Below are 19,670 nucleotides of genomic sequence, written 5' to 3'. Positions count from 1 at the left end.
CAGGCTTATCCACACCCCAAGTATTTGTTAATTCTAAAATTAGATCATTTATCAGCATTTTTTATGCAATTTTATCCTCAGCAAAGTACCCTAAAATAGCATCGAGTCGTAGAACAAATTCTGTACTTGGCTGCCAATAATGATAGCCTTGCTCAGCTTCACCATTCATACCGCGTAAGTAAAGATAAGTTGCCCCACCTAAGTGTTGTTCAATATCATAATTCTGCATTTTGACTTTTAAATAACGATGTAACGCAACCAAATACAGGCCCGCTTGTAGCCAATAGCTGGCTAAAGACATACTTTGTGCAATGCTTTCTACACTGTAATCAACAAGGTTTTCACCTAAGTAGTTACTCTTATAGTCAGCAATGTGATAACGCTGCCCATCAAAATAAACCAAGTCTATCGAACCATTTAAATAGCGAGCAGAACGAGCCTCTAATAACTCTGGCATTTCCATACCATATTCAGCAAAAAGTTGATGAATACGTTTCATGGCTAGCACACGATCTGACAGTGCTAAATAAAAAGGACACTCTGATAAATAGTGCTCTGGCTGTAACTGATTTAAACGAAAACCTTGATATAACGGCGTACTTAGAATCTCTTGCAACCATTCGGCCACAGCGTGATAAAGCGAATATTCCGCTTCTTGTTCTTCGGGAAAGCTTTCTTGGTATTTGATTAATAAATCTTGCCACAAACTACTGTAGTCATTTTTAAAACGACGGCGTATTTCACTTACCCACTCATCTGAACATTGAAAATCAATATGTTCAAAAATTTCATGTAAAAAATTACCTGCGAGTGTGCCTCTCGGAAAATTGCTTTTGATCCAGCTAATCGGCTGTGCTGTGGCCGCCTCAACAGAAATAACCTGATCGAGTTCATCTTCGGCTAAAACAGCTTCATGGCTCTGGCTCGCGAGTAAATCTGTACCTACTTTATGTCTTAAATGCTGTGCCAGATAACTAAAACTGGTTTTGCCTCTTGAATAAAAGCGCTGATCAGGAAAATGCTGTGCCTGTATCTCAATAATATTGATGTGTTGATTTAAATGTCTTGCAGCAGGTGGTTGCTCCAAAATTATTTCATCGGTACAACAACGGTGCTGGAATGGTTCAGCTCTGTTTTTCCAAAATGCCAAACCTGAGACAGACTTGCCATCTGTATCTTGTAAAAGCGCATAAACACGATGACTTGCACGGGTTAAAGCTACATACCAAAGACGGTTTTGCTCCGCCAAAGCCCGCTCTTCATGCTGCTTCAGTTCGGTTTCGTTTAAATATGTTTTATCGGCAATCGCAACGACACGTTGTGTTTGAGTTTGAGCCGACTCCGGAACCGTTATATCTTGGGTCGAGAAGTTAAGTGTCTTGTTATTTTCCCGAAATGGCTTGTCGGCCCCGAGCAAAAAGACAATTTTAAACTCAAGACCTTTTGACTGGTGAATGGTCATGAGCTGTACGCCAGCTTCACTCGACAACCTACGCTCTAACTCCCATTCACGGTCAAGCGGGGACTGTAGTTGCTTGAGATACCAATGATAGAGATTTTGCGCACCCTGATATTTCTCGCTATGTTGGCTCAAAATTTCGGTCAAATGACGTAAGTTCACCACAACTCGCTCATTATCTTTACTCTGGACAGCAACCAGATTTTTCCAAATATCAAATTGGTTTAAACATTGCTGCCATGCTACTAAAAAGCCCTGAGCTGACCAAAGCTCACGAATAGCATCAAAACCCGTCATAAACTGGCTTAAACCTTCGGCCGTTTGTTCGAGTTGCAACAGCTGTTTAAGGTCCATAGCAAATAAACGGCTAATCAAAGCTCGTTTCACTTTGGCCTCATCGTAAGGATGGAGTATCGCTGTGAGTAAGGCCCCAACATCCTGAGCAATTGTGCAATCAAAAACACTTCGTTTTGATGGCCGGTTAACTCGTATTCCTAAACGTTCTAATTCAAATTGAACTTTATCAAGGCCATCATGATTACGAGACAAGACCGCAATATCATCTTCATTTAAGGTTTGAGTCTGCGCATCTTTTTGAAAATAAAGTTGTCCAGCATGTGACTGATTGAGTAAATCACGTATTTTCCACGCGACTTGCTGTGCTTCCGTTTCCTTGTCTTTTAGCATGAGCCAACGTAAAGGATGCGGATTAGGCTGGTTTTGATCGATTAAAACTGGATGAGGTCGAGTCCCTGCCCGAATCGGGTCATATTGAACCTGTTCACCAAAGTCGATTTGCCTTTGAAATAAGGCATCAACCACTTCAACCAAGTCAGCGACTGAACGGTGGTTATGAATTAACTTATATTCACGACCATGCTTTGCCTGAATATCTTTGTAGGCATTCAAGAAGGTGAGCATATCCCCACCACGGAAACCGTAAATTGCCTGCTTACGGTCACCCACCATAATCATGCAACCTTTTTGGTAACGTTCTGGATGACGCCAAATGCTGGCGAGCATGTCATCTTGGTCTTGGTTGGTGTCTTGAAACTCATCAACCAAAATTAAGGGGTATCGAGCCTGCACAAATACGGCGAAACGTTGCCCCTGCTCGCCCTTTAAAGCTTCTGACAAAGTGCGAATTTGCTGAGAAAAAGTCGTCTCGCCCTTGTTTTGTAAAACCTGTGGTAAACGTTTTTTAACCTCTACACACAAATAGGCTTTTAAATAAATATGAAGCTGATCGAACTGTTCAGCATAGTTTTTCAGCACAGCAAATAACTGCTGAATCTGCTGAATACAAGGATGCTGATAAAATCCATCCGAAATTTCGGCAGGACATTTCTTGAAAACTTTCTGATCGGCAAGCTGGCCTAAAAACTTAAAAATGAGTTCGCGTTGTACCGCTAAAGACCCATCAAAAACTAAAATACTGTCGCTTTGCTTTAAAACCTGTAATAACTGTGGCAAACATTCACTAAATAACTTATTAAATGCGCCATTACGAAATATTGTGCCGCTTACATGTTTATAGTGTTCGCCATCAAGCGAGTAATACGGTTCTAGAAGACTGATATCAATTTCTGCTGCCAACTGTTTGAGCTGAGCAAGCTGTTCAAACTGAATGGTAGGCTTTTCGGGAAGTTTAAAATGAGCCGAACTAAAATTCAGTGAGTCTTCGACCAGTTTGACAAAACTGTCGACACTTTTTAACTCACCTGCCAGATACAATGCATCAATCACGGTTTGAGGCTGAGACTGTATCCATTCACGTAAAACATCATGAATCAGTTGACGGCTATAGGTTTTAGCGTCATCGGTAATTTGAGCACGTTCAATTTTGCCACTTTCAAAGGCAAACTCACGTAACAACTTTTGGCTAAAGCTATCGAGTGTTCCTACAAACAGCTCATCTAACTGATCAATAACGAGCTTTAAACGCTCACAGGCATAGGCAATACGTGTCGCAAAATGCTTGAGAACATGTTGGAGTAATAAATCAGATTCTTGCTCAGCCTGTAAAAGGATCTCTTTTTCAGTCAAGCTCCGCTTGGCATCTAAGTAACGGTAGGTTTCGACCAAACGCGCACGAATTCGGCTTTTTAACTCGGCAGCGGCAGCACGGGTGAATGTTGTTGCAATAACTTGGCCCGGTAAATATTTCTCAAGAAAAATACGAACCATTAAACTCGACAGTGTATAGGTTTTCCCGGTACCCGCCGAAGCCTCAATTAAATGCAGTCCACTAAATTCAATATCAATAATAGGTTGATAAGACACCTGTACTCTTGAGTTCATGCCTTACTCCGAATGTTGAAATTGAAAAACCGGATGATACAGGTCATAGGCAAACTCATCACAAGCATGTTGAAGTAATGCTTGTGCATCTTGTTCTTGCAAAATGAAACTCCAGTCTTGATGTAACTTGCACGCTTCATTTTGTGTCATATCGATAGAAGTAAATGACCCTGTTTCATTCCAGTATTTTAACAGCTCCACATAGCTCTTCTCATCGAGTTTTATTTTTTCTGTCGGATTTGTTGTTTCCCACTGATATGCCTTAGCTTTTTCAAGTGGTTTTAATAATAAAGCTGCTGGTAACACGAGTGGCTGCTGTTGGGCATAACGCCAGATTTTAAACCAAGGCTGTAAATACTGCCGAGCTTGCTCCGAACTAATACCTTTACAGATGACGGTTTGGTCACTAAAAACCACAATACGGCGTCTTTCAGTTCCTACACTTCCTTCATTTAAATAGGCCAACCAAAGCAGGTACTCTAACCAGACTTTTGCACGTCTTTTTGCTCGGGCACTTGATGCTTCCATGCTGACCCAATCTTGAGTTTCAGATTTTGGCACCGTAATATTCATATGTAGCTGTTTAGCAATTCGCCACACACGCTGAGTCGTTTGTGTCACAGCTGGCGCGTAATGATGAAGGCGCTCAAGCAAACACTCCTGTTCAAAAATGCCCTGTTGCCATGCGCTGTATTGAACTTTGCCTACAGGCAACTGATCAAGTAGAGCTTCTGGCTGTGCTTGCTGTTCGTTTTGTTGTAAAAAATGTCGAATAGCATAGCGGCCCAAACCATCTAAAAGCAGAGGTTCATTCTGATCTAGCTCCCCAACACTTCCCAAGTTTTCTACGCCTAAAGTTTTTAAATATAGACGTGCGGGGAAAGTCACATCTTGTATCCACTGATGGCTGTCTAAAACCAGCATGTCAGGTATTTCTAAAGGATAAGATGTATTTGCCCAAGGCTTAAGAACACCGGAAGCTTGCTGAATTTGCAACGCCACATTAAACCAGTGATCTTGGTAGCGAATATAACTTTTCTCGGCCATAAAACCCTTCGGGTCAAACGGCTGTAAATAATGTAGGTGATAGAGCTGTTTTAATTGAGACGGAATTTCAATGCCTTCAATCACTTCACGGTCAGGTGCATTTGGCTCCGGTTTTACAATAAGCGCAAGATGCTCACGGAACTCTTGAAGAATACTAGAAGGATCTCTCACCTCACCGTCATTGACATCAAAGCCGTTATAAAACAGCCATAAGTTTTCTTGAGCTAAAAGTAAGGCGTCCAAGAAAGCACCTTGATCATCCTCAAGACGGGAACGGTCACCTAGTTGTTGACGTAATGCATCCATCAAATCAAATGGCACATGTGTGTCTCGATTTGGAAACTGCCCTGCATCAAGGTTCAACATCACAATTAAGCGATAAGGCAAAGGACGAATTTGTCCAATCTGGGCAAAGGTAATCTGTCCGGTCGGTTCAGCTTGGGTGGTCTGATTTTCTAAAGTTCGCTGAATCTCATCCAGAATATAAGGCAAAGGCAAGGTGATTTTACGTAAGGCGCCTGTTTCTGTCTCGGCATAGTAGCTTGCAAGCGTTAACATACGCTCTTGTTTTTTTACAATTTCCCGCGCAGTTTTTAAAGCAGCCACACCGGCCTGCTCAAACTCGATAATATCTTGCGAGAGTATTTGCAGCCAGTATTCCACCGTATGACTTTTTTTCTGCTCATGCATAATGAGCCAGTCACGGCGCTCATTTAAATCTTGATAAATCTGAATGAGCGTACCAATAAGCTCAAAATCACTCGGTTGGACCTTAGCGTAACTCAGCACCTGATTAAATGTAGCGTGTTCGGGAATTGCTATACCGAGCGCTAACCGCTCTAAAGCAAATTTAAAGCTATATCGATAATCATCATCTCCGTCACATAAACTACGTTTCAGATGCTCTGCATCAAGCCCACGTTTAAACCCTGCATCAGCAAGTAAGTTTAAAATTCGTTCTACTTGAGTATATTCAAGTGCATAACGCTGCTGCGTCGCATGCAAACCAAGCCAGTCAGCAAAGTCATCAAAGCCAAATCGCCCTTGCATGAGGTTAATTCGGCCAATTACGGCACGCCATGCATTGAGTGCATCAAGTGAGGCAACACCTGCTATTTTGACAGGCAAATGCACGCCTTGCTCAGTCGCTGTAGCAGGAAAAACACTTCGTATTAAAGGCTCTACCTCAGCCAAATTAGGAACCAAAACCAAAATATCATTTGGACGACGCGGCTGTTCGTGCGGTTTTGCCAACCAGCCAATCAATTGTTCTTTCAATACTTCAAGTTGCCGTAATGTCGAGTGGCAAACATGAATCTGAATTGAGTCATCGTTAGGGGCAAGCTCATATTGCTTGGCTTGGGGCTCCACCAAGTGCAAAATATCTGACTGAACTTTACCAAGTAAACTTTCAGGAAAATCATCTACAAAGGCATCCACCCACTTACCTTCTTCACCTGTAGACAAGTTTGAGAGTAATGAGAAGTGGTCGCGGGCTTGTTTCCCTAATCTGGTTAAAAGTGGATGTCTTGACTCACGCGCCTCAGCATTAAAGTTAAGCGTAAATTTATTAAAGAAATCGGCAATTTCAGCATCGGTCGCTTGGGGATTCTTTGCTATAAAACGCTCTTTTACCCCTAAGTCATAGCGCTGTTTCCAGAGTGGGTCGACACTATCGGCCCAATATTCTTGGGAAGGGTTATAGTGCAAAATCAACACATCAATGTATTGCCCTAAACGGCGCAAAAACTGAAGCTGGCTAGGCGGTAAGTCTAGCAAAGTAAAAATGACTATTTGCTCTGGCAAACGAGCCAATGCCTTCTTCTGGCGCTCAGGATGCTCTAACTCTTGCCAAAACAACTCATCAATTTGCTGCATTTGCATAAAATCATCATGAAAATGCTGCTGCCATAACCAGCGCTGCCAACGCTCTAACTCTTGTGTTTGCTGTAAAGTAAAAGCAGAAATTTCTTTATCTTTCTGCGCAATATACTTTTCGATATCCAGCGCTCGACCTTGTCCCCACGCTGCTAACCAGTTATTTGGACAAGTACAGGTATTTTCACAACCACGCTGGCACTGTCCCCGATAGACCATGTAGTTACTAAATAAATCGGCAACCTGCTCGGCAACCCAATACAACATTTTTTGTTTTTTTAGCTGCTTTTCAATCCCTTGTTCAAGCCGATCTGCGCTGTCATAAATACGTTGAACAATAGAATGTAGTGGATGAGAGCTATCTATACTCATTTCATCAGGCTGAATAAATTCTTGTAAGGCTTGATGTACACGCCATTTAAAAATCAAGCGTGGAATATTGGCCTTACGAACCTGTTCCTTATGCGCCGTGAGGACCTGTTGATAGGCATACCACTGAAACCCGCGCACACGTTGGTGGAACTGGTAGTTGGCGCTCATTCCTTGTTGTTCTGCAAGTTTTTGTATCAGCCATTGCTCGATGGCAGGACTTGGCACAATAAAATGCTGGGCTTTCAAAACCTGTAAAGGATGCGTTGAAGGTTGGGACGTAGACGCTAGTACGCCCTGCAACAACACATCAATACGTTGACTTTGAATAACATGGATGCCCATTTATTTCATATCCTACTCGCATAATTTATGCACAAAATCATAAACATTCATTACTATACAACTGAATCTGACTATGTCACGTTGGTTTAAACACAGCATAATCTCATTTTAGGTGTCACTTACCTTATGTTGGCAAGACACCTTTAAGGAACACATTACAGGTAAAACATTATGAAAATTGATAACATTCCTGACTATATTGATCCTAGCCTAAATCTGGAACAAATTCGCGATGAGTGCCACGATCTCATTCAAAAAAGAGCTTACGTCTCTGCTGGTGCAGCAATTGTACCCATTCCTTTTTTTGACGTGGTAGTAGATTTGGGAATTTTGTCACAGCTTATTCCCGATATTAATTCCCGTTTTGGTTTAGCGCCTGAACATGTCAGCGTCTATGATCCAAAAACAAAAACCATTCATTGGGATGAATTGCGTAAACGTGGCTTTCAATTTTCAGGTTTTGTGGTCGCGCGTACAACCGTTAAAAAAACCTTTAACGGTTTCTTTGGCAAAATCGTAACGAAACAAGTGACGAAATTTATTCCGTTAGGCGGACAAATTGTTGCAGCAAGTTTAGGTTATTTTATGATGAAAAAAATAGCCCAAACTCACTTAAATGACAGCTACAATCTTGCTAAACGTATCCAACAAAAAGGACGCAACTCAACAGTACTTGAGCATTAATATAGTCCTATCATAATTTTAAGGCACATGACTGTGCCTTATTTTTTACTTTTAAAATTTACACAATAAAACAAAAGATATATTAAAAACTTTAATCTTCACTTATTTTTTTAAGTTTTACTAAAGTTTAAAAGTCTATTATTCAGTTTACAATGCCAAATGAAATACGGAGAGCCATTGTGGAATATGGACAATCAACATCCCGTTTACGTGCCATTTTTAATGTGACCAGTGGCAACTTCCTAGAACAATATGACTTTTTTCTCTTCGGTCTATATGCAAAAGCCATAGGTGAAACTTTTTTCCATTCTGATAGCAGCTATGCCGCGCTAATGAAAACTTTTTTGGTATTTGCCGTTAGTTTTTTAATGCGTCCAATTGGTGCACTCGTCTTAGGTCCATATGTCGATCGTATTGGACGCCGGAAAGGATTGATGGTCACCTTAAGTATTATGGCAATTGGCTCATTGTTAATTGCACTAACACCAGGATATGCCACTATCGGCTTTGCAGCCACTGTCTTAATATTTGTTGGCCGTTTAGCCCAAGGTTTCTCAGCTGGCGTTGAGTTAGGTGGTGTTTCGGTTTACTTATCTGAAATTGCGGAACCACATAACCGTGGTTTTATTACCAGTTGGCAATCTGCCAGCCAACAAGTTGCTGTAATTTTTGCTGCTACATTAGGCTATTTAGTCAGTCTAGCCTTTACAAAAGCTCAAGTTGATGCTTGGGCTTGGCGTATTCCATTTTTTGTCGGCTGTGCAATTATTCCGTTTATATTCTGGTTACGTAAATCCTTAGCCGAAACTGAAGCTTTTTCATCTCGAAAAGAGGATCCAACTACTAGACAAATTATGTCAACGCTTGCAGCGAATTGGAAAATTGTAGTTGTTGGAATGTGTATGGTTGCAACAACCACAACCATGTTCTATTTCATTACAGTTTATACCCCAACTTATGGAAAAGAAGTCCTACACTTAACAAGCACAGAAAGCTTATTTGCAACAGTGATGGTGGGAGCAAGTAATTTTATTTTATTACCTATAGGTGGTTATTTATCAGATAAAATTGGCCGAAAGCCATTATTAATCACCACAACCATTTTAATTTTTGTAAGTGCTTATCCTTTATTAAGTTGGCTAACTCAAAACATTAGTTTGGCACACATGTTACTTTCACTACTATGGCTATCTCTGCTCTATAGTTTCTATAACGGCGCATTGGTTGTTTCCCTAACTGAAATGATGCCAAGCTCCGTAAGAATTGCTGGTTTTTCTGTAGCGTATAGTCTTGCCACTTCTATATTTGGTGGGTTAACACCTATGATTGCCACATATCTTGTACAAGAATCTGGCAGCAAAAGTATGCCTGCTTTCTGGTTAATGTTTGCCGCAATCATCAGTTTGATTGCAACGCTTATTGTATTTCGCAATCGACAAACTCTTGCTACAAAATCCTCTTCAATTGAGGATCAATTTGTACAACCAACAGTTCAATAATATTCAAACAGTTAAAGGAGACGTTAGTCTGCCTTTAACTGTTTTAAAATCGCTCTTAACACTTCTAAACGCGCAGTATATTTATCATCAGTGGCAACAATATGCCAAGGAGCATATTCGGTACTGGTTCGTTCAAACATATCTGCTGCTGCTTTTAAATAATCATCCCATTTGTCACGATTACGCCAGTCTTCTGCGGTAATTTTAAAGCGTTTATGCGGTGTCTCTTCTCTGGCTTTAAAACGTTGTTCTTGCTCATCTTTACTAATCGCTAGCCAAATTTTTACCACAATCGTTTGGCTATCAAATAAATCTTTTTCAAAGCGATTAATTTCGTCGTACGCCCTTTGCCATTCCAAAGGTGACGCAAAACCTTCAACACGTTCTACTAGCACTCGGCCATACCAAGTACGGTCAAAAATCGTAATTTTTTCGGCTTCATTAATGCGGTTCCAAAAACGCCACAAATAAGGATGCCTTGCTTCGAAACGTTCAGGTGCTCCAATACAATGAATATCATATTCACGTGGGTCTAAGTTTTTCACAATTCGCTTAATGGCACCCCCTTTGCCCGAAGCATCCATTCCTTCAAAAGCAATCACAAAATTACGTTTATCAAAACGCATGGTATCGGCAATTTTTTTGCTGAGTTTATCGAGCTCTTTTTTGTACTCAGCTTTATCAAGCTGTTCTTGAGCAGGTTTTAATAAACTCTCGGGAATCTTGGCCTGCTGCCATTTCCCTTTGACTTCACTTTCATGTTCAGGTAGCTGACGCATATGTTGTAAAAGATACTGAGCAAAAAATTGATCGCGCTGTTTTTCATCTTCCCCATCAATAATGTACCAATCGTCAGTGAAGCGGCGGCGTAACTTTTGCAAAGTGTCATATTGTTTTTTATTACGCCAGTCTAGGCCGTGGAGTTTATGCCAATGTTGTTCAGAAGGGTCTATTTTATCTAAACGTTTTTGCAATGATTTCCAAGAAAGATCAAACCAAACTTTAATCACATCGACATAATTATTTTTTAAGTCTTGTTCAAATGAACGCATATTTTCCACATATGCATCAAAACGGGCCTCATCCAAAGGCTCTGACACATGCGTCGCGGTAACCAACAAGTCGCTATACCAATTGCCAAACATCACCACAATTTGGCCTTCAGTCGGAATAAACTCTGAATATGACTGCCAAAAAGCTTCTGTATCTGTCAGCACACGCGATGCATCTGCTTTTACCCTTAAATATCTCGGATCTAACCATTCTCGAAGCTGTTTAACAGCCTCACCTTTTCCGGCCAGTTCGATACCACTCATTAAAATGAGCGTACTTTTAGCATTTTTTTTACCGCGACTATCTTTTAAAGCATATTGTGCTTCAATCAAGTCGACCGAAAGCTGTTCTTCGTCTCGAATTTCAAATTTTGGTTGTTGTTCACTCATAGTCCACTGCTCTAATCTTTTATTGTTTAATTTCGTTGTTATTTAACTTATGCGCTTAGATGATGAATTGCTATACAAATTATGTCATTGCAGCAAAATTCTGTCTAAAAATTGACGCATAAATCATTTTTTTTACATCTACTCGCCATAGTAGAAGGTTACAATGCCTTTTATGATTTTTTGCAAATAGCCCAATATTAGAGCCTTAAATGTCTAAACTCGCTGCTTTTGATGATCTTTTACAACAATATAAAACATTTAATTATCACGATAATCCAGTGCTTGCCCAGCGTTTGCAAGATGTACAAACATGGTTAAAAGAGCGGATGAAAGAAACGCATCACGACTTTTTTAATCTGCCAGAGCACAAGCTCATGTCAGAGTATTTTTTAAACCGTTTATATGGTGGCCCAGAGTTTGATGCGCTTGCTGCACAAATTGAACGATTATTGAAATATGCCCATAAAGCAGAAAAAGTCCTACCTGAAAACGCAATTAAAACAGGAACAAAGTCGGTAAGTTTGGCTGTACTTGCCACGCAACTTGATGAACAAGTGGCTATGCAGCTTCTTGAAGACTACCCAGCAGATACAGTACTCACTGATGAGATCATGCGTTTAACCTTAATCAAGCTTGATCAGGCCGAAGCCCGTTACCAACAGCTTGCCCTTCTTGATGACTTAGGGATAGCACTCGATAAATACATGCGTTCATTTATGATGTTCACTGCTTTTAAAATGTGTAAAGGTATTGCACAAAAATATCACTTCGAATTGATGTATGATTTTATTCAAGATGGTTTTACCGCAATGAAACCATTAAAATCAGCAGAGGCTTTTATTAAGACTTTTACGGAAAAAGAACGTCAGATTGTTGAAAAAGTACATTCAGGACATCCGAATCCGTTTAGAGTGTGATAAGGTCGGCACATAGAAAAAACTCAACCTCGCGAAGTTGAGATTTTATTCATTATATTTGCATGATGATGCCTGTAAAAATAGACAAAATCTGTCATCATGCAGAACTTATTCCGTTTCACTTGAGTTTGAGTCTAGGAGAGACAATATGTCTAACGAAAACCAAAAGCCAACATCTCCAACTGAGCAGGCACAAAGTTCAGACAAAGTTAGCCCATTCCTAAGCTCACCTTTACCGCAAGGTACCCCTCAAGGGCAACAACAAACTTTACAGCAAACCTTAACAGATACGCCTGCTAGCGGTTCTGTACCAAAATATAATTTACCACGTGGTGCAGGCAACACTGGCAACGTTGGTGAAACAACTCACTTTGGTTATTCAACAGTTCGAACCGAAGATAAAGCTCAAAAAGTTGCTGAAGTTTTTCACTCGGTTGCAAGCAAATATGACCTTATGAATGACTTGATGTCATTTGGTATTCACCGTTTATGGAAACGCTTTGCAATTAACATGTCTGGTGTTCGCCGTGGTCAACACGTGTTAGACATTGCTGGTGGTACAGGCGACTTAGCAAAAGTATTTAGCCGTGAAGTTGGTCCTCAAGGTCATGTGGTACTTTCAGACATTAACGAATCTATGCTGAATGTTGGCCGTGACCGTCTGATTGATGCAGGCTGTACCAATGTCGATTTCGTACTTGCCAATGCTGAAACTTTAGAACCTTTTGCAGATAACAGCTTTGACCTTGTTACCATTAGCTTTGGTCTACGCAACGTAACGGATAAAGATGCTGCGCTTGCTTCTATGTTCCGTGTACTTAAACCAGGTGGTCGTTTACTGATTCTTGAGTTTTCTAAACCAGTATTTGAGCCTTTTTCAAAACTTTATGATCTCTACTCGTTCACCGCTTTACCGATTATGGGTAAATTAGTTGCCAATGACTCAGAAAGTTATAAGTATTTGGCTGAATCAATTCGTATGCATCCAGACCAACGCACCTTAAAAGGCATGATGGAAAATGCTGGCTTCCAGAACTGTGACTATCACAACCTGACTGGCGGTATTGTTGCTGTTCACCGCGGTTTCAAACTGTAAGGGATAGCGATATGTGGTCGATTCTAGCACTCGGTGCAGTCGAACGTATCATTCATCATCTGATCGATCTGGATGCATTAACCCGCATTCAGCTCAATCAGTTACAGGGCAAAATGTTGCGTGTTGTCATCGATAGCCCGCAGCTTTCTGTCGATGTATTCTTTGACCAAGAAAAAGTACGTCTTGAACCTACTGCAACTGGGCACAGCGAAAAACCTTCTATTTTTGAACAACGCCCTTTTGATCCGCAATTTAAAATTTCTGAAGCAACAGCTACTTTACATGTCAAAGATGTTGTTGAACTCATCAAACTATTGGTGAGCGATCCCGACCAGATTGGTAATATCCCGCTACAAGGTGACTATCATCTATTACAGGATATTCAAAAAATTATGCAGCAGGCTGAACCTGATTTAGCTGCGCATTTATCAAAATGGGTTGGTCCTCAACTCGCTCATGAAATTGGCAAGATTCAACTTGCACCCAAGCATCTAAAACGCTCTCTTCAAAGCCATCTATTTTTCGCTGAAGATGCTTTAAAAGAAGACAGTGGTTTATTTGCCCCACGTTGGGAAATGGACGATTTAAATCAAGCTACGCGTAAGCTTAATCAAGATATTGACCGTCTAGAAGCTAAATTACAGCAGCTCAATGCACAACTACAACCCACTCAAGACTAGGTAAGACCGTATATGATTCCGCACGTTTCACGTTTACTCGAACTTTGGCGTATTGCAGCGCACTATAGACTCGATACGTTGTTCCCTGCGGATGAACTACCAGTTAAAGCTAAACATGCATTAAATATTATTAAAATGCATCCGGCAGCATGGTCGAGTCGTGAGCGCAAGAATCCTTTAAAGCTTAAAGAAGCTTTAGAAGACATGGGACCACTTGCAATTAAGCTTGGGCAGTTACTGTCAACTCGACGCGACATAATTCCACCTGAAATACTCGCTCAATTGGTTTTACTTCAAGATCAGGTGAAACCTTTTGATAGCAATGTTGCCAAACAACGTATTCAAGACTCTTTAAAAGCAGACGTAAATACACTATTTGCTCGCTTTGATGACCAACCCCTTGCTGCTGCCTCAATTGCACAAGTTCATACAGCAGCACTACATGATGGCCGAGAAGTTGTTGTAAAAGTCACTCGTCCAGATATTCGTAGCCAGATTTTACAAGACTTTGAAATTTTGGCATGGCTAGGGAATACACTAGAAAGCCGCCTTGAAGCTGCTCGTGCATTACATTTATCTGAAATTATTCAAGACTACCGCCAGATCATTTTAAATGAGCTGGACTTGAGTATTGAGGCAGATAACACTCGTCGTATGCGCCATTACTTTACTGGCTCAACCATGATGTATGTGCCAGAAGTCTACATGGACACCAAAGATGTTATGGTGGCTGAACGTATTACTGGTGTGCCTATTTCAGACACCGCAACCTTTGACCGTTTAGGCATGGACCGCGCACAACTTGCAGAAAAAGGCTTAACGATTTTCTTTACGCAAGTATTCCGCGATAACTTTTTCCATGCCGACATGCACCCCGGCAATGTCTTTGTAGAAACCATCAACCCAAGCAATCCACGCTTTATTGCACTGGATTGTGCGATCATGGGTGAGCTCTCTAAGCACGACCAGATGACGGTTGCCCGCATGTTGCTTGCCGTAATGAATAGCAACTTTATGCAGCTTATTCAAATTGTGCATCAAGCTGGCTGGATTCCACCGGGTACCGATCAAGATGCTTTAGCACGTGAGATGCGCCGTACTGTTGGGCCAATGGTGTCTAAACCAATGGATCAACTTGATTTTGCGGGTATCTTAATTCAAGTGATGGATATTGCCCGTCGCTTCCATTTAGAAATCCCGCCACAGCTCATGCTACTACTCAAAACTCTGGTGCATGTAGAAGGCCTAGGTACGGACCTTTATCCGCAGCTCGACATATGGAAATTGGCAAAACCTATTTTGACAGAATGGGTTAAGTCCAACATGAACCCAGTCAAAAATGTAAAAGAACTTGGCCAGCAATTACCTGACCTGCTTTTAGGCGCTCAAGATTTCCCAAGCTTAATTATTGATAGCTTAAATGGTTTAAAGAACCAATCTGCTTGGCAGGACCGTCAGTTACGTGAAATTCAGCAACTTCGTTTGCAAATGGAACATCAACAGCGTCGTAGCTGGATGTTTGGCAGTACTATGCTGATTTTACTAACCATTGCCATTATTAGCCCTTGGTTTGTTTCCATTATTTTAATTGTGCTGAGTAGTTTACTAGCGCTTTGGCGTGTGTTGAAATAACTTCCAAGTCCCTTGCCCTCGCAAGGGATTTTTTTATGCCTAAACTTTAATTTAAAAAAATATAGATCGTTTATTCGTTCATTGCTAAATTGAAGCTGTAAATGCTTGAAAAGAACAAACAATGAAAACACCTCATTTTGCCATTGTTGGTGCAGGTACAGCAGGTTTAGCCACCGCAATTTTGCTTGCCCGTGAAGGCAACCACGTTACTATTTTTGAACAAGTTGATGAGTTATCGCCAGTAGGTGCTGGGTTATTACTACAACCCGCGGGCTTAGCTGTATTTCAACATTTAGGTGTACTCGACAAAGCCTTAACCTTAGGTGCGAGAGTCACAGGCCTAGAAGGGCAACTTCCGGACAAGCGTCTTTTAGTTAACAGTCACTATCACGAAGCATCAGCAGATCTTTATGGTTTAGGTATACACCGAGCCACTTTGTGTCACGTTCTCACTCAAAAACTTAACGAGTATTCAAGCCAGATTACTTGGTATATGAACCATTCTGTTGAAAGATTTGAAGAACATAACGATGAAGTTCGGATATTCGGCAGTCATCAAAACCAAAAGTTTGATGCTTGTTTTGATGGCCTACTCATTGCCAATGGTGCTCGTAGTCAATTACGCCCTAAAGCATGGGTAAAAGTCGACCAAGCCTACCCTTGGGGTGCGGCATGGAGTATCGTACCTGAGTGCCAAGTTCTCGATTCTGAAATTCTGCATCAATTTTATGATCGCTCGAAAATTATGATGGGAATTCTTCCTACAGGAGCGATTCCAACCGAACCTCAACAGCGCCTTTCAAGCATTTTTTGGAGCTTACCTACTCCACAATTACAAAACTTTTTGCAAGATGAACAAGCTAAACAAGCTTGGTTAAAGCAAGTCTCTGAGCGTTGGCCCAATGTTGCAGAATGGCTCAAAGAAATTTTGTATAACAGTCAAACTCAGCCCAAATGGTTATCTGCCAACTACCGTGATGTCGTCATGACTCAATTTGGTCAAGGTCGAATTGGGGTAATTGGAGATGCAGCTCATGCAATGAGTCCTCAGTTAGGACAAGGCGCAAATATGGCATTATTAGATGCTTGGGCTTTTTCTCAATCATTGCGGCAAGCTCAAAAGAACCAAAATATTAATTGGTCCCTGCTCTGGCAGCATTATCACCAGCTTCGCCGTTCATCCACCCAGTTTTATCAATTTCTTAGTCGCCTGTTAACGCCACTATATCAATCTGACCATTGGTGGGCGGGAAGTTTAAGAGATCTAGTTTTCCCTTGGATGTATCAAATTCCTTATTTTCGAAAAGAAATGGCCATCACAATTTCAGGTTTAAAGACAGGGCCATTCCAACATTTTGAATATGACCAAATAGCTCAATTACCTAAAGAAAGCAGTGCGTTTCATTTAAAAAATGAATCCTTGTCTGACTATTAACCCATCCAAATCATAGTGAATAGCATATGAAAATCAGCCATCTTGATCATCTTGTTTTAACTGTTGCCAGTATTGAGAATACATGTAATTTCTATCAAACCGCGCTGGGGTTTAAAGTCATTACCTTTAAAGGTGATAGAAAGGCTCTACAGTTTGGAAATCAAAAAATAAATTTACACCAGCAAGGTAACGAGTTTGAACCTAAGGCATTACAGCCAACTCCCGGATCTGCCGACCTGTGTTTTATTTCAGATACTCCCATTTCAGAAGTGGTTGCACACCTTAATCAGTTAAATATTCAAATTGAAGAAGGCCCCGTTGAACGTACTGGTGCAATGCACCCTATCCTTTCAGTTTATATTCGCGATCCAGATCAAAATTTGATTGAGATTTCAAATATTATAACGACTCAGCCACCTAAATAGGCTCTTCATTAGTAAGAAGTGCAAGCTATTCATTACGTTGACAAAGACAAAAAGAACAAAGAATTTTTCCGCAAAGTGGCGTTGATGCCGTACACTATACAAGCTATTTTTTAGCATCTGACAGAAATCAATTTATAGTTCATATTTCTTTGGTGATTCCTCATGAATAACACGCAATGGCTCGATGAAGTAAAATTTAACGAACAAGGTCTTATCCCTGCCATTGCTCAACATCATCAAACCGGACGTATTTTGATGGTAGCGTGGATGAACCGTGAAGCACTTGCGCTCACAGCAGAAAAAAATCAGGCTGTATACTTCTCTCGCTCTCGCCAAAAACTCTGGCACAAGGGTGAAGAATCAGGCCATTTTCAAACAGTTTATGAAATTCGTTTGGACTGCGATGGTGATGTAATCGTATTACAAGTTGAGCAACACGGCGGTATAGCATGCCATACAGGTCGTGAGTCTTGTTTCTACCGTAAACTTACTCCACAGGGCTGGGAAATTGTCGATGCACAATTAAAAGACCCTACCGCAATTTATGGTGACAAAGCTAAAACTGAAAGCCACGATCACGCTCACACCACTGAACAAGTGGATGTACTCGCTCACTTAGGGCAATTGATGCAAGAGCGTAAGCAAGCAGAAGCAGACACTTCATATGTTGCAAGCCTCTACAAAAAAGGCATTAATAAAATCTTAGAAAAAGTTGGCGAAGAAAGCGTAGAAACTATTATTGCTGCAAAAGACTACGCTGCTCAAAATACAGAAAGCAATTTAAATGACTTGATTTATGAAACTGCCGATTTGTGGTTCCATAGCATTGTCATGTTGGGTTATTTCGATCTTAATCCACAGCTTATTATTGACGAATTAGCTCGTCGTCAGGGTTTATCTGGTTTAGTTGAAAAAGCTAACCGCAATAAGGTTTAAAATCACTCAGTGTCGAATATCGAAAAACCTAAAGCCACCTATGAGCAAGCAATTGCCATAGATAACGCACGTCTTGGGCAATCATTTAAAGTGATTGCCTATGCGGGTACAGGTAAAACTACTACCTTACAAATGATTAGTGATGCCATGCCTGAACGGCGTGGAATGTATTTGGCATTTAACAAAGCCATTGCAGGCGAAGCTCAGAACAAATTTCATCGCAATGTAGATTGCCGTACTTTTCACTCACTCGCGTTTCGTAGTGTGCCACGTGGTGTGACTGATAAATTACGCTTACCTCGCTTAAGTCCAAGTTTTATTGCCAAAGAATATCGACTAGAACCGATTACCTTACGACGCATGATGGGTGGACGTTATGAAAAATACGTCTTAATGCCAAGTCGATTAGCGAGTCTTGTTGCCAATGCGGTGAGCTATTTCTGTTCGACCAGTTCTCAATATCCAGCGCCTCGACATATTCAGGCGCCAAACTGGTTACATCCAGACGATATTACTGAGCTACAGACCCACCTTTACCCTGCTGTTGAACGCCGCTGGCTTGAGTCCATCGACCCAAACCATCAAGCGGGAATTGGTCATGATATTTATCTCAAGCTTTGGGCATTGTCTGAACCTAACATTCCGGCAGATTATGTCTTATTTGATGAAGCCCAAGATGCTGACCCTTTAATGTTGGGTATTTTGCTACGTCAAAAAAGTACGCAGGTTATTTATGTAGGTGATGCTCATCAGCAAATCTACGCGTGGCGTGGTGCAGTAAATGCCATGCAACAACTGCCTTTGCCTGAGTCTCGCCTCACCACTTCTTTTCGTTTTGGAGAGGCAATTGCCGATGTTGCCAATGCGTTATTAGGTGGCTTAAATGAGACAGTTCCTTTACTTGGTAATCCGAACCAAAAATCAAGCGTAGTCAATAAGCCTCATACCAAAATGCGTGATGCGATTTTATGTCGTACTAATGCTCGCGCAATGGAGCTGTTATTGGCAGGCTTAGTTCACGGCGATAAAGTGAGTTTGCAAGCTGACCATCAAAAGCTAAACCGTTTTGTAGATGCTGCAAGCCTCTTGAAGCAAGGAAAACGAGTTACTGACGTCCCCGAGTTAGCATGGTTTAACTCATGGCATGATGTTCATGAATACTGTGAAACCAATGAGGGAAGTGATATTAAACCATTGGTTAAACTGGTGGATGATCACGGTACCGACCCACTGAAAAAAGCACTTGCAAAGATTACCCCACTTGAGCAAGCTGACTATGTCATCTCGACTGCCCATAAAGCAAAAGGACTAGAGTGGAATCGTGTCCATATTGAAGATGATTATCAATTTAAAATTAATGGCTTAGAACACAAGATTACAGATGAGGAATTAAGATTACTTTACGTGGCCTGTACTCGTGCTAAAGTAAGTCTAAACATCCATCATCTTTATGATCTGATACAACAATTAAAAGTAAGGGCGCCTTTAAGTCTTCGTAAGTCGGTTGGTTGAAGCGCTCATAATT

13 protein-coding genes are annotated in these 19,670 nt (G+C 41.0%); 10 read left to right on the top strand and 3 right to left on the bottom strand.

Annotated features, from left to right (window positions below; translation table 11 throughout):
• Positions 1–61: 61 nt before the first annotated feature.
• On the bottom strand, positions 62–3,760 hold the full coding sequence (locus J582_RS11535) for a UvrD-helicase domain-containing protein (RefSeq protein ID WP_032047910.1): 3,699 nt from the start codon (positions 3,758–3,760) through the stop codon (positions 62–64).
• Positions 3,761–3,763: 3 nt separating this feature from the next.
• Positions 3,764–7,399: an exodeoxyribonuclease V subunit gamma gene (locus tag J582_RS11530; protein WP_032047909.1), complete on the bottom strand. Its 3,636-nt coding sequence runs from the start codon at positions 7,397–7,399 to the stop codon at positions 3,764–3,766.
• Positions 7,400–7,570: 171 nt separating this feature from the next.
• Here J582_RS11530 and J582_RS11525 point away from each other — a divergent pair, with 171 nt between their 5' ends.
• Entirely contained in the window at positions 7,571–8,083 is a 513-nt protein-coding gene (locus J582_RS11525; RefSeq protein WP_004710796.1) for a hypothetical protein, read from the top strand.
• A gap of 179 nt (positions 8,084–8,262) precedes the next feature.
• On the top strand, positions 8,263–9,582 hold the full coding sequence (locus J582_RS11520; protein WP_031981874.1) for an MFS transporter: 1,320 nt from the start codon (positions 8,263–8,265) through the stop codon (positions 9,580–9,582).
• 23 nt (positions 9,583–9,605) lie between these two features.
• Here the strand turns inward: J582_RS11520 and J582_RS11515 are convergent, their stop codons facing one another.
• Positions 9,606–11,024, bottom strand: coding sequence for a phosphate--AMP phosphotransferase (locus J582_RS11515; protein ID WP_031981875.1), 1,419 nt, complete (start codon positions 11,022–11,024; stop codon positions 9,606–9,608).
• Between the two features lie 209 nt (positions 11,025–11,233).
• Here J582_RS11515 and J582_RS11510 point away from each other — a divergent pair, with 209 nt between their 5' ends.
• From J582_RS11510 to J582_RS11475, 8 genes are all read left to right on the top strand, one after another.
• Positions 11,234–11,941 carry an FFLEELY motif protein gene (locus tag J582_RS11510; RefSeq protein WP_002157018.1) on the top strand — a complete coding sequence of 236 codons (708 nt, stop codon included), beginning with the start codon at positions 11,234–11,236 and terminating at the stop codon, positions 11,939–11,941.
• A 148-nt stretch (positions 11,942–12,089) separates the two neighbouring features.
• Positions 12,090–13,037 carry a bifunctional demethylmenaquinone methyltransferase/2-methoxy-6-polyprenyl-1,4-benzoquinol methylase UbiE gene (gene ubiE, locus J582_RS11505; RefSeq protein WP_031981876.1) on the top strand — a complete coding sequence of 316 codons (948 nt, stop codon included), beginning with the start codon at positions 12,090–12,092 and terminating at the stop codon, positions 13,035–13,037.
• Between the two features lie 11 nt (positions 13,038–13,048).
• Positions 13,049–13,717 carry a ubiquinone biosynthesis accessory factor UbiJ gene (locus J582_RS11500; protein WP_016803966.1) on the top strand — a complete coding sequence of 223 codons (669 nt, stop codon included), beginning with the start codon at positions 13,049–13,051 and terminating at the stop codon, positions 13,715–13,717.
• A gap of 12 nt (positions 13,718–13,729) precedes the next feature.
• Positions 13,730–15,349, top strand: a complete 1,620-nt coding sequence (locus J582_RS11495) for an ABC1 kinase family protein (RefSeq protein WP_031981879.1) — start codon at positions 13,730–13,732, stop codon at positions 15,347–15,349.
• Positions 15,350–15,470: 121 nt separating this feature from the next.
• The gene (locus tag J582_RS11490; protein ID WP_032047907.1) at positions 15,471–16,784 is read left to right on the top strand and encodes an FAD-dependent oxidoreductase; all 1,314 of its coding nucleotides are present in this window, start codon (positions 15,471–15,473) and stop codon (positions 16,782–16,784) included.
• Between the two features lie 26 nt (positions 16,785–16,810).
• Entirely contained in the window at positions 16,811–17,209 is a 399-nt protein-coding gene (locus J582_RS11485) for a VOC family protein (RefSeq protein ID WP_031981881.1), read from the top strand.
• Between the two features lie 162 nt (positions 17,210–17,371).
• Positions 17,372–18,145, top strand: a complete 774-nt coding sequence (gene hisIE / locus J582_RS11480) for a bifunctional phosphoribosyl-AMP cyclohydrolase/phosphoribosyl-ATP diphosphatase HisIE (protein ID WP_004710809.1) — start codon at positions 17,372–17,374, stop codon at positions 18,143–18,145.
• 9 nt (positions 18,146–18,154) lie between these two features.
• Positions 18,155–19,657 carry a UvrD-helicase domain-containing protein gene (locus J582_RS11475; protein WP_002156955.1) on the top strand — a complete coding sequence of 501 codons (1,503 nt, stop codon included), beginning with the start codon at positions 18,155–18,157 and terminating at the stop codon, positions 19,655–19,657.
• The last annotated feature ends 13 nt before the right edge of the window (positions 19,658–19,670 follow it).

It is taken from the genome of Acinetobacter sp. 1566109 (assembly GCF_000582255.1).
Taxonomy (GTDB): Bacteria; Pseudomonadota; Gammaproteobacteria; order Pseudomonadales; family Moraxellaceae; genus Acinetobacter; species Acinetobacter nosocomialis.
This window is presented reverse-complemented; position numbering and strand designations above follow the sequence as displayed.

Excerpts from the sequence above, each read along its gene's own strand:
- J582_RS11535 (WP_032047910.1), bottom strand. The coding sequence starts at position 3,760 with ATGAACTCAAGAGTACAGGTGTCTTATCAACCTATTATTGATATTGAA.
- J582_RS11530 (WP_032047909.1), bottom strand. The coding sequence starts at position 7,399 with ATGGGCATCCATGTTATTCAAAGTCAACGTATTGATGTGTTGTTGCAG.
- J582_RS11525 (WP_004710796.1), top strand. The coding sequence starts at position 7,571 with ATGAAAATTGATAACATTCCTGACTATATTGATCCTAGCCTAAATCTG.
- J582_RS11515 (WP_031981875.1), bottom strand. The coding sequence starts at position 11,024 with ATGAGTGAACAACAACCAAAATTTGAAATTCGAGACGAAGAACAGCTT.
- J582_RS11510 (WP_002157018.1), top strand. The coding sequence starts at position 11,234 with ATGTCTAAACTCGCTGCTTTTGATGATCTTTTACAACAATATAAAACA.
- ubiE (WP_031981876.1), top strand. The coding sequence starts at position 12,090 with ATGTCTAACGAAAACCAAAAGCCAACATCTCCAACTGAGCAGGCACAA.
- J582_RS11500 (WP_016803966.1), top strand. The coding sequence starts at position 13,049 with ATGTGGTCGATTCTAGCACTCGGTGCAGTCGAACGTATCATTCATCAT.
- J582_RS11495 (WP_031981879.1), top strand. The coding sequence starts at position 13,730 with ATGATTCCGCACGTTTCACGTTTACTCGAACTTTGGCGTATTGCAGCG.
- J582_RS11490 (WP_032047907.1), top strand. The coding sequence starts at position 15,471 with ATGAAAACACCTCATTTTGCCATTGTTGGTGCAGGTACAGCAGGTTTA.
- J582_RS11485 (WP_031981881.1), top strand. The coding sequence starts at position 16,811 with ATGAAAATCAGCCATCTTGATCATCTTGTTTTAACTGTTGCCAGTATT.
- hisIE (WP_004710809.1), top strand. The coding sequence starts at position 17,372 with ATGAATAACACGCAATGGCTCGATGAAGTAAAATTTAACGAACAAGGT.